Annotated in this window: 6 protein-coding genes; all 6 read right to left on the reverse strand. The window is 34.5% G+C overall.

All coding sequences use genetic code 11. From position 1 onward, the window contains the following. Window positions 1–275 precede the first annotated feature (275 nt). The 6 genes from FJOH_RS16200 to FJOH_RS16225 all read right to left on the reverse strand — a co-directional run bounded on the left by FJOH_RS16200 (window position 276) and on the right by FJOH_RS16225 (window position 12,722). Window positions 276–4,310, reverse strand: coding sequence for a hybrid sensor histidine kinase/response regulator transcription factor (locus FJOH_RS16200; protein ID WP_012025107.1), 4,035 nt, complete (start codon window positions 4,308–4,310; stop codon window positions 276–278). Between the two features lie 52 nt (window positions 4,311–4,362). Then, a complete protein-coding gene (locus tag FJOH_RS16205) occupies window positions 4,363–6,192 on the reverse strand; it encodes a metallophosphoesterase family protein (protein WP_012025108.1) in 1,830 nt (609 codons plus the stop codon). A 224-nt stretch (window positions 6,193–6,416) separates the two neighbouring features. Then, window positions 6,417–7,268, reverse strand: coding sequence for a DUF4861 family protein (locus FJOH_RS16210; protein ID WP_012025109.1), 852 nt, complete (start codon window positions 7,266–7,268; stop codon window positions 6,417–6,419). A gap of 283 nt (window positions 7,269–7,551) precedes the next feature. After that, entirely contained in the window at window positions 7,552–8,115 is a 564-nt protein-coding gene (locus FJOH_RS16215) for a hypothetical protein (RefSeq protein WP_044047789.1), read from the reverse strand. A 14-nt stretch (window positions 8,116–8,129) separates the two neighbouring features. Then, window positions 8,130–10,403, reverse strand: a complete 2,274-nt coding sequence (locus FJOH_RS16220; RefSeq protein ID WP_012025111.1) for a GH92 family glycosyl hydrolase — start codon at window positions 10,401–10,403, stop codon at window positions 8,130–8,132. 12 nt (window positions 10,404–10,415) lie between these two features. Beyond that, window positions 10,416–12,722 carry a GH92 family glycosyl hydrolase gene (locus FJOH_RS16225; protein WP_012025112.1) on the reverse strand — a complete coding sequence of 769 codons (2,307 nt, stop codon included), beginning with the start codon at window positions 12,720–12,722 and terminating at the stop codon, window positions 10,416–10,418. Window positions 12,723–12,881: the final 159 nt, after the last annotated feature.

Consider the following 12,881-nt stretch of genomic DNA (forward strand, 5'->3'; position numbering starts at 1 on the left):
TCCGTTCAAAATGGATTAATACATCAAAAACATGGATAATTTTGATTATTGTAGGATTTTTACATATTATTAGATCTGTTTTTTTCAAAGTATATCAAACATAGCCCGTAGTTTCAACCACGGAAAAAAATAGATTGCGGATATGCCTTGCGTTCCCGTGGTTGAAACCACGGGCTATAATCTTCAAAACATTTACTTGAATAATTTGTGGGAATTCGTGCAATTAGCGGCAAAAGAAAAATCCTTATAATCTGTGTAATCTGTCGCTAAAAAACCTAATTAATAATTTTACTAGGAGGAAAACCAAACTGCTTTTTAAAGCAGCGACTGAAATAAAGCGGATCATTAAAACCAACTAGATTCGTCACTTCCGAAACATTATATTTTTTCGTTTTAAGCAGTTCTGCTGATTTTTTTAAACGAATGGTTCTAATAAATTCGTTTGGCGCTAAATCGGTTAGTTCTTTAATTTTTCTGTATAATTTTGAAGAACTTACGCCCAATTTATCACACAGAAAATCTGTCGAAAGATCAACTTCACTTAAGTTATCATTGATTAGATTAGTCACTTTTTCCATAAATTCTTCATCAATTGGCGAGTGCGTCAGCATACTGACTTTACTTTCTACTTCGCCAGAGAATTTCTGTTTGAGCTCTAATCTCGATTTGATCATATTTTCTATAACCGTTTTAAGTAATAAAGGCTCAAAAGGTTTAACTAAATAGCCATCAGCTCCAGTGTCATAGCCTTTTACTTTGTCCATATTTTCAGAAAGGGCCGTCAGCATTACAACCGGAATATGACTTATGAATTCGTCATTTTTAAGCTCACGGCAAAATTCCAATCCGTCCATAACGGGCATCATGACATCGGTAACGCATAAAATAGGTTTTATTTGTCTGCAGATTTTTAAACCTTCAGAACCATTTTCTGCCTCATAAACCTTGTAATAATCAGACAAATAATCCACCAGATATTTTCTAAGTTCGTTATTATCTTCTATTACTAATATTTTTTCTTTTAAATCGGTGTTTTGAATAATTTTCTTCGCCGCTTTTTCAGGAATAAGCATGCTCAGATTGTCATTTTTAAGCGCATATTCAAATACTTCTTTATGCTCATAAGATTCACGATCAATCGGAATTTCCACTCTAAATGTACTTCCTTTAGCTTGTGTGCTTTCAACAGAAATAGTTCCTTTATGAATTGCCACTAAAGATTTTACTAAAGACAAACCAATTCCAGAACCAGTATTATTGGCTTTACTATTGGTCGCCTGATAAAAACGTTTGAAAATTTTCTCCTGACTTTTTAACGGAATCCCAATTCCATCATCGGTTACTTCGATAACAAGAATATCTTCAACTGTGTCTTTCAGTCTAACATATAAATCTACGTTTCCATTTTTGTTGGTAAACTTTAAGGCATTCGACAAAAGATTGTACAAAATCTTATCGTATTTATCATTGTCCAGCCAGCCGTTTATTTCGTCATCTTCGGTAATAAAATTGAGCTTAATCTTTTTGTTATAAGCCATTTCCTTAAAGGAATCAAAGATATTTTTAGAATACACCAGAATATCCGTTTTAGTCACTTTCAGCTTTAATTCGCCTGACTGTGCTTTTCTAAAATCCAAAACCTGATTCACCAAATTCAATAATCTGCTGGCATTTTGATAAATTAAATTATATCGGCTTTTTTCATAATCTGTTGCGTTGCTGTTTTCGTCTAAAAGCTGTTTCGCCGGACCTAAAATCAAGGTTAAAGGCGTTCTTAATTCATGCGAAATATTGGTAAAGAAACGTAATTTCTCATTGTTTAATTTTATATCATGCTCTCTGTTTACTTTCTCGGTAAGCAGTTCTTGTTTTAAACGTATACGGTTTTTGATTTCTTTTCTAATGAAATAAAAGACTCCAAATAAAATTGCAAAAAACATTAAAAAAGAAGTCGGCGTAAGCCAAAAAGGAGGCAGAATTTTTATTTTATAAGAAACCGTTTTACTCCAATATCCGTCGCTGTTGCTGGATCTGATTTTAAAAGTATAATTTCCCGGATAAAGGTTGGTATATTGAACTATTCTTGAGGTACTATTTGCCGTAATCCAATGTTTATCAAAACCTTCCAGCATGTACTGAAACTTATTCAGTTTTTCGTTTGCAAAAGACGGAGCTGAAAACTGAAGAGAGAAATTTCGGTTTTTATGGCTTAATTCTATTTCTTTACCATAATTCAGGTCTTTTGAAAGCGGAATTTCCCCATTGATTTCCATTTCAGGAAAAACTTCTTCGTTCTGAATTTTAAATTCAGAAATCACAGGCAGTGGTGACCAATTGTTTCTTTTCATTGCCGGCGGCGAAAAAGAAATAATCCCGTTTTTACCTCCCAGAAAAATATTTGAATTATTAAAATAAAAGAAACCGCTCGAACTAAAAACATCCAGTCTGTTACCGCTGTTTACATGGTAAATACTAATATCTTTTAGATTAGATTTTACAAAAGCAATATTATTGTTGTTGATATTGAGCCAAAGGTTTCCATTGGCATCCGAAAGAATATCAGTAATCCATTTTCCTGAAAGCTCTTTAAGATTTTTTACAGGTTCAAATTCATTTTTTTTCGGATTAAACAAACACAAACCAAAACGAGTTGAAGCCCAGATTTTGCCTTTAACATCTACTAAAACATCGCTTACATTTTCATCATGCGGCACTCCTTTTTCTTTGACAAAAAGTGACGAATAGGTTTCTATTTTTCCTGAATTAATATTGTATTTCACCACTCCGGTTTCAGTAGCAAACCAAACGTTATTTTTGGCGTCTCTTTCTATCGCATTGATCTGAAAATTAGGTAAAAGTTTACTTGACGTTTCTACCTGAAGCGTTTTAGTATTGAGAATTACAGCTCCTTCTCCAAATGAACCTACAATCATTTTATCGGGTGTAATTTTAGAAAAAGCAAAAACAGGCGATTTTTCGAATCCTGCTTTAATTTCCCTTGAAGAATTTGCGGCGTAATTGTACACCAAAATGTTTCCGTCCCAAAGACCGCAGTAAAAAATCTTTCCGTCATCAGAATAAATGCTGGCAATGTCTTTTCCTGTGTTGTGCAAAGGCGTCGAACCTTTTGTATTCGAAATAAAAAGTCCGTTGTGATAAGTTGCAACAATCACTTTTTCGTCATACGTTTTGGCAAAACCTCTAATTCTAGGAGCTTGATTACCAATAGAACGTGATATGTCTTTGTTTAAAGTAAACTGATTTTCGTAAGGGTCGTATTTATCCAATCCGTCTTCGGTTCCAATCCATAAAACGCCTGAAGCATCAAAATAAAGTGCCGAAATCAGGTTATCTACCAGCGAAGTATCATCTGATAAAATTGAATAATACCATTTGTAATTTCCATTTTGAATGTCTTCTAATTGATCACAAACCAATAATCCGCCTAAAGTTCCAACCCAGTATTTGCCATCAGGAGCTCGTGCAACTGAAAGAAAATAAGGTCCTAAAGCACCTCTAACCTGTTTGTTGTCAATATACAGATTAACAAACTTATCGCTTGCTTTATCCAGTTTATACAATCCTTCACGGGTTCCAATAAAAATATCCGATTTGGCATCTTCGTAAATAAAATTCAGATATGGATTTTTTATATTCGAATTTGGAACAGAAAGCGTATAATTATTAATTCTGACAATTGCTCCTTTTGAGTCTAAAGTAATTTTGGCTACCCCCGCTTTTTCATAACTTCCAACCCAGATATTACCTTTTTTGTCTTCAAAAATTTCTTTTACATAATCGAAACCTTTTAGATCAATTTTTTCAAATCGGTTTTCCTGCAAAAAGAATAAGTAAACTCCTTTGGTCTTGGTTCCTACCCAGATTCTTTTGAATTTATCTACATAAACCGATCTGACTTCATCATCCGGAAGACTGTTGGGATCTTCTTTTTTATGGAAAAAAGTAGTAAAAACATGAGTATCCATTTGAAAAAGCGTTAATCCTTTTCGGGTTCCAATCCATAACTGATTAGCTTTTTCGTCCAGTTTTAAAGCCGTAATGTCATCGTTGTATAATTTGTTTTTTCCAGGCGTAGAACTCATGTAGTTTTTGAACTGATAACCGTCAAAACGATTTAATCCTGAAAACGTTCCAAACCACATGAAACCTTTTTTATCCTGTACAATATGTCGTACCGAATTATGAGATAAGCCGTTATTATCATTATAATGCGCAAATTTTATATTCTGTGAATACGAATGATAAAAAAGGGCCGAAAGCAAGAATAATAAAAGGGATTTTAGTCTCATGGAAATAAATTATAAATGCAATTTAATCTTTTTGATTTAATAAATATCAAAATTATTTAACAGATAAATTATCAATTTTGTTGTTTTTTAAATCAATTTTAAAATGATCTGAAGGCTCGCCGTTCATGGTTTTAAGGAATATTGCCGCCCACAAAACCAATTTAGGATCGTTTGCTTTTTTTAACTGACTGCATATCAGTTCGTATTGTTTTAATCTTTTCTTTCCAATTTTTGAAAAGGCCAGTTCATCGGCGCTTTTTAGTCGATAAAAATCGAAAATCATATCAAATCCTGTCCACGATTCAAAATCAGAAATTGTCAAAGAATTGGATTTCAAAAGGGAATCAATCTCGGTTTTATCATCATTAATCAGCAATAAATCTTTTCCTGAAAGGTTTACAATTGATTTTAAAAAATCGGCCGGAAAATCTTCCGGTAAAAAACGCAAACGAACTAATTCCTTTAAATGCCAATTGGTAAAATCCTCATAATCTTTGGCTTTCAGAATTTCTTTATTCCAGATATCCTTGCTTTTAATTTCTTTTAAATGAGCATATTCTTGTTCATAAAAAGGAAATAAACTATTGAATTTATTGACTTTGCCAATGACAACTGTTTCTACTTCGAGATCAGAATGAGAATGAATGGTCAATATTTTGTAAGCCGGCATATACGCAGCAAGCGATGGCGTCTGGATATTAAACAAAGTATTTCCTTTTGCCGATGTTCTAACACCAGTGTCGTTGATGTGCATGTGTCCGCCAAAATGAATCTGAATTCCGGCATCGGCAAATTGCTGTGCTACTTCTTCATCAGGAACTCTTTGCAATTGCATTTTATTGGCTCCAAAAAGCTGTTTTAATTCAGGCGAAGCATCGTCATTAAAATCAACCATTGGATAATGACTGAAAGCAATAAGCACTTTTCCTCTTTGTTTCGCTTCCGCAGCAACTTTTTTCACCCAATTTAAAAGGTGATTTTTATAAATCAGAACGTTATTATACCCCGTATTCGCTCCCGAAAAATCATACGGATTATTAGGCTCTCCTGATAATTTTTCATTCGGAACATACGCATTCGCATCTATCGCCAAAAGCCAGATTCCTTTTATTGGTTCAACCAGATAGCTGGCATCAGGCAGATACAAATTGGTGTTTTTTATTAGATACGTTCTTTTTTCTAAAACGGATTCTTTTTGAGCTTCCTCAAAATTGTAATTGTCATAATTGTAATTAGAAAAAGGTGTTTCCCAATATAAATCAGTCTTTTTAGGAAAAAAACCAAAATCACGCATTTCGTTAATGGTTTCTTTGTAACCCCAGTTTTTTATATCGGCAGTAATGATGGGTTCCAGTTCTTTTTTGTTTTTACCAAGATTATCTGGAGAACTGCTGATAATCTGCTCTTTCCCATCTTTTCCTAAAAAATCAGTTTTTATGGCATCTTGAGAAAACGGTCTTACAACATCGTGATTTCCTGTAGTGACATAAAAAGAAAGTCCGTGTTTTTGAGAATATTCGTTGAGTATTTTTCGCAGTCCGCGAACGTGAACAGGCTGTCCGTCGTCGCTGAAATCACCCGGAAGCACAACTTGTTTGATGTCTCTTTTTACAATGTCATTTAAGGCTTCTAAAAAGGCGAAATAATTTTCATTGAAAATTCGGGTAGAATGCAATTGCGAATTCATGGTTCGGATATTGGCATATTTGCCTGTTGCCGGATTTGGAATTCCGTTATAATTGCTGTCTTCAAATTTGGCAAAAATATCCTGTAAATGAGCATCGGCTATAAAAGCAATCTGAACTTCTTTTTTAGTGTTCTGCTGTGATTTGCAGGAAGATAAAAAGAATAATAGTACTAGTATAGCCGATGTTCTAAACATGTATTTTGCTGGTTTTATTTTTATGATTATCCTTTATTTATCTTATTTTAAAAATAGAAAACCTGTAAAATCAGACGCGGATTAAACAGATTCGCTAACGCGAAGACGCGGATAAAATCGGGTTTTATTAATCTTTTAAAAATATAAATAGATTATCCGTTTTTATCCGCGTCTTTACGAAGTAAATCCGTTTAATCCGCGTTCTTGCTTAAAGGATAATTCTATTATTTTTTAATGTATGCTTCCAATTTATCTAAAGTGTTTAATTCTGTTTCTCTTGCACATGAAGATAAAATGGTTGTTTCTAAGTTCTTTGCTGGTTTAGAAATCAATAAATACTGCGTTCCGTCGTCTGTAGTTTTTTCAAAATCTTTCGGATTGTATTTAATTGCTCCTCCAACTTCAACAATTTCGGCTGCCACATCTTCCGGATGTTTTCCCCAAACTGCAATATAATCTGCACCTTTTTTCGTTGCACAATCTTTAAAGTAATTTACTCCTGTGGCAAATTGTACTTTCTCTCCAGTTAAAGAAACAGCTTCAACTTTTGCTTCTCTTTTACCTGAAAATACTGTTACGCGAACTAAAATGTCTACTTTTTTTCCTTTGTAAGGCACGCCTCTTGAAATCATTTCCATCCAGGAAGTCGTATCTGTTTTCCCTACTCTTGCCAAACGATTGGTTACCGGATTTAAAGGCACAACTTTTTCTCCATCCCAAAGTTTTACTCCTCCTAAACCAACTGTTGAAGCTACTTTATAATAATCAGCTCCCCAGCCTTCTTTTTGCTGTTCCGGTGTTGGGTACCAATTTGCTTTTCTTAATTCTAAACCTGGTTTGGCTTTAGAATAAACGTCAATTGCTACTTTATCGCTGAAATAAATTCGCAATGCCATCCACTCGTTTTCAACTGCCGGACCGTGATGCCCGATTGTTTTATATAAATCTCCTGATTCTGAGCCGATATCTGTTAGATATGTAATTTTGTCTGACTTCATATACAAACTGTTGTCTGTATTATTCTGTCCAAAACAAACACAGCAAAAAAGTAAAGAGGTTACGATAGATAGTTTCATAATTTAAAATATTATAAGTTTAAGTGTAATTCCTGTAAATTTAAAAACAACTTTCAACAATCTACTAAGAATTCTATCTATTGTTTGGAAATTATCAATTAATACTAAAAATGTGAAATTTCTTAGATAACAAATGTCTTTTTCTTTTCTAACTATACTATTTTTTGCCACAGATTAAAATGATTAACACAGATTAAATTAGTTTTATTAAAAATCTTTCTAATCCTTTTAATCTGTGGCTTTAAAACCAATTTGACTCACTAAAAAAACAATCCCAATTTTATTAATCTACTACTTTTACTAATGTTGGATTAATTCCTAACGGGTTTTTGATGATTTTACAGATTAAAGGAAACTCCGGATTTTTGATAATCCACATTTCGGTTTCGTCTATTTGTGCTTTTACGTGCAATGCATCAATTGTTTTTCCATCAATAGAAATTCCATTTTTATCATAACTTTTATCGAGAACATAAGTTGTATTATTGTAAACAAAGGAATTGTTTTTGACTAAATCCTGATAAGCCGACTGCGAAATCATAAAAAACGTTTCGTTTGATTCTAAGTTCAAAACAGGTGCATATTCTCCTTGATTAAAACTCAAAGCATTTCCGCTTTTTACTGCTTCGGGAAGCATTACTATTTTACTATTTACGCCTCTTGTTTCTAGTTTAAAAGCCAATGCGTTTTTTGAAATTTCGGCCGTAAGCTGTAAAGTTCTGGTTTGTCCGTGCAGTTTGCAGACATAATGCAGCTGGGTATTATTTTTCAATGTCGGAACATAATTCTGTGCGATTGTTGTTTGATAAATGGCACAGAAAAGAATAACTAAAAATATATTTTTCATCTTACTCATCATTTTTATTTTGCTGGTGGTAAAATTGTTGTTCCCCAAGCTGAAGGTTTCGAATCCATTTCTAAAATCAGTTCTCCTCCGTTATTAATATCGTCATGTAAAATCCATGCTTTGTTGTATGGTTTTCCGTTTAGCAAAGCAGTTTTAATATATCTGTTTTTATCACTCATTTTTTTAGTGGTGATTTTAAAACTTTTACCATTCTCTAATTTTACAAATACTTCCTTAATTAAAGGCGTATTGATTAGATAATAAGGCTGTCCCGCATTTGGATATAATCCCATCATATGAAAAGCCAGCCATGAAGACATCGCTCCAGAATCATCATTTCCGGGAAGACCTTCTCTCGATGTATTGAAATTATCCTTGATAATGGTTCTGATTCTATCGCTGCTTAAATAGGGTTTTCCAATCCAATGATACAAACAAGGTGTAAGAAATGAAGGTTCGTTGGCAACATTAAATAAATTATTATCGAAGAATATATCTAATCGTTTTTCGAATGCTTTTTCTCCTCCTGATTTTTTTACCAATTCCGGAATATCATGCGGTAAACTAAATGAATATTCCCAAGAAGTTCCTTCGTAGAAAAATACGCACCAATGACAGACATACCAAGGTGATTCGATAATGACAGGCGTATATTTAAAAGTTGGTTTTTGGATTTTGGATTCTCCGAAAACGACATCATCCAGCCAGTTTCCATCTTTGTCTTTTGGCATAATAAATCCTTTTGCACCGTTATTTTCATAATCGGCACGCCATAAATTCTGCCAGTTCTCGGCCTGTTTGATGTATTGATTGTACAAATCTGTTTTACCCAAACCTTTGGCTACTGTGGCAATGTTATAATCGTTGTATGAATAATCTATTGTTCGGTTTCCTGCGCGGTCTGTGCCGTACGGAACGTAACCTAATTTCAGATAATCTATCAGTCCGCCTCTTCCTTCTCTTTCTTCATTTCCTCCGGGAGGCACTGTCGCATCTTTAATCATGGCCTGTAAAGCCAGTTCGTAATCTATTCCTTTTAAATTTTTCACAAAAGCATCGGCAATTACAACCTCAGCGTTAGATCCGCCTTGAGTTCGTCCGTTATCATTGCCGCTTCTTCCTTCGGGCATATAGCCTTCGCGTTTGTAGATATTCAGCATCGCGTTGATAATATCTACTTTTCGTTTACTATCAATTAAAGTGATTAACGGACTTGAGGTTCTAAAGGTGTCCCAAATGGTATAAAAATCATCGTAATACGGTTCATCATTGGTCCATAATGGGTTTTCGCCCGTTCTGTCAACCGGCATAATCATCGTGTGGTACAAACCTGTGTAGAACATTTTTCTGTACTCTACCGAGGTATCATCCGATAATTTGATTCGGCTTAATAAATCTTCCCATTTATTTTCTAAAGCGACTAAAACGGTATTGAAATTCCAATGCGGGATTTCGATTTCTATATTATTTTTGGCTTTTAATTCACTCAAAAATGAAATTCCTATTTTGACATTTAATTCTTCTTTTCCTGAATTTCCAAAAGAAAGCAATGCTCCGGTTTTCTTTCCTGAATCAAACTGTGCTTTTTGATTGTTGTAAAACATGCCGTCTTTAAAAGTGACATATTTAGCAATAGGCTGATCGAAAACGGCCCAAAAATAAACGGTATAAGCGCGTCCGTTATTCCATCCTCCCCTGATTCGGCTGTAACCTCTTACTTCGGTATCTGAAACTATTTCGATCTGAGAACCTACAAACTGCTGTGCTTCTCTGGCATCTGGAATCTTTTCTTCTCCAAGGAAAAATCCAGGGTCAATTTTTAATTCTTTTGATTTATCTTTTGGATAGGTTATTCTGTAAAATGAAACTTTTTCTCCAGTCGTTATTTCGGTTTTAATATTGTTTTCTTTGAAAACCGTTTCATAATAACCCAATTTTACATTTTCTTCTGCTCTGAAAGAAGTCTGATCCATTTTGTCTAAAGCTCCGGAAAATGGCATAATTGAGATGTTCCCGTATTTTGGACCGCCGCCTGTTCCGCTCACATGCACCTGACTGAATCCTGTAACTTCTTTAGGCATTGGAAGCCATCCGCTGTTTGGACTTACTGTACAATCAGGACTTGGCTTTACCATTCCGTACGGACAAGAAGGCCCGATAAAAACCCTGCCGACTCCTTCAGATCCAATCATGGGATCTACATATTGGTAAACTGTTTTTTGGGCATAAGAAGTTATCGCAAACAAAAGTGATATTCCTAAAAGTATATTTTTACTGTATATTTTCATTGCTTCTTTATTTTACTTTCTTGCTGACATCTGCAGGATCAGTTCTCCTCCGTTTGTAATCTCTTTATGGGTTAGTGTAAAATCTTTTACGTGTTTGTTGTTGTATTTTATGTCTTTGATATACACATTTTCAGGACTATTTTTCTGAGCATTAATTACAAATGTTTTTCCTGAATAATATTTTGGATTTAATGTTATCGTAATCTTATTAAATATCGGACTTCCTATTTGATAAACAGCGTCTTGGTCTGTTCCTCCGTTCATTTGAAACAAACCTAATTTCAACAAGACATTCAGGCTTCCCATTAATCCCTGATCTTCATCTCCGTTATAACCTGTTGCTGGCGATAAACCGCTGAAGGTTTCTTTTACCACATTTCTTGTCCAATACTGTGTTAAATCTGGTCTTCCTAAAATGGTGAAGATATTAGAAGTCTGCATAGACGGCTGATTTCCGAAATTTACAGGAATTCTGCTAAACTCCGGGTGCAATTCTGCATCGTGCGATGTGCCAGAAGTATAATTTTGTTTTTTAGCGGTTTCAAATTGCGCATTTAATTTTGCCGCTGCTTTTTCTTTTCCTCCCATTAAATCAGCCAGACCTAAAATATCATGCGGTACAAACCACGTTGACTGCGCACCGTTTGATTCTATAAATCCGTTTTCGTATTGATACGGATCGTAATTTTCACGCCATTTCCCGTCTGCGTTTTTCGGACGCATCCAGCCTATTTCAGCATCAAAAACATTTTTATAGTTTTTGGCTCTTTTCATGAAATATAGATAATCTTCTTCATGATTGAGTTTTTTAGCGAGCTGTGCCAAAGTCCAATCCTGATACGCATATTCCAAAGTCTGGCTTGCACCGTCTTCGTGGCTTCCGAAATTGCCGTCTGGAAGCGGATACGGCACATATCCTTTTTCTAAATAATACTTTAAGCCTCCGCCAATATTGGTATTGTGTTCATATCCGGCTTTTTCCATAATACCGCCGGGCATATGATTTTTTTTAAGTGCGATGTAAATTTTTTCCAGATTTTCTTTTACAATTCCTTTTTGAATCGCGCTGACAATAAAGGGGGTTGTCGAAGCTCCTGTCATTACATACGTATCATTTCCTCCAGAAGGACCGCGCGGGATTATTCCTCCGTCTTTGTAATACTGCATCAGCGAATACACAAATTCTTCCATAATTTCAGGATATACCAATCCCCAAAGGTTATTGATGGTCCATTGTGCTCCCCAAAAAGCATCTGAATTATAGTGGTTGAATTTTGGTTTTCCGTCTGCTTTTAAAGGCAAATGTCCTATCCTGAATATGTCCCCTGTATTATCAGGATAGGCTCCATTTGCATCACTAATCATTTTTCTTCCCTGCAGAGCATGCCATAAATCAGTGTAAAATCTTCTTTGGTCAGTTTCTGTTCCGCCTTCTATTTTTATTCTTCCTAACAAATTGCTCCATTCTTTTTGAGAATCGGCAGTTGTTTTATTGAAGTCCCAATACGGTAATTCTGTTTCAATATTGTTATTGGCATTCTCAATTGAGGTATAAGAAATACCGACTTTCATTAATACTTGTTCTTTGGTTTTATCAAAATGAATCAAATAATTTCCTGTAGCATCGTCTCTTTCAACAGAAGAAATCGGCTCACTTGTTTTAACTTTAAAAAATACGGTTAATGGTTTTGGACGTCTGAAATTAGTACTTAAAACTAAAGATCCTGAAAGTTCATAATCGTTGTTTTTTTCTAATTTACCGTTGGTGTTTTCGCAAGGCCCTAAAATGGTATTCAGATTAAAGAGAACGGCTTTTTGTCCTTTAACTGGAAATGTATATTTATGAAAACCAACTCTTTTGGTACTCGTTAATTCTGCTGTAATCTGATATCGATCTAGTTTTAGTGAATGATATCCTGGAGTTATTACTTCAGCTTTATGACTGAATTTCGAATAAAAATCTTTAAAAATTGCCGCTTTATTTTCTTTCGAAATTGTTACGGGCATTACTGATACACCCGACATCTGCCATTCGTGTACGTGGCTGAAACCTTTGACAGTATCTGTCGTATATTTATAACCGCCTCCCCAATCTCCTTTAATTTCTGTATCGGGATTTAAATTTACCATACCAAAAGGACGGCTTGCTGATGAAAAGTAAAACCATCTTGAATTTTCGGTGTCCAGCAGCGGATAAACCATATCTGAAATTTGTTTCTTTTGCAGAGAAAGTTTTTTCTGGGCGCTGCATGACACTAAAAAAATAAGTGTTAGACTTATTGCAATATGTCCTATTTTATAGATTTTTTTTAATTCCATTTAATTCTTGTATTGATGGGGCAATAGTGATTTTGAGCAGGATTGTTTGTTTTGATTTTTTTTAAATCGAAAATCTAAGGCAAAGGATTTCCTGTGAGAATTACAATAAATTCTCAAAACAGTACCTTAAAGAATGTTACAAAGCTTAATCTTTCAATG

It is taken from the genome of Flavobacterium johnsoniae UW101 (assembly GCF_000016645.1).
Classification (GTDB): Bacteria; Bacteroidota; Bacteroidia; order Flavobacteriales; family Flavobacteriaceae; genus Flavobacterium; species Flavobacterium johnsoniae.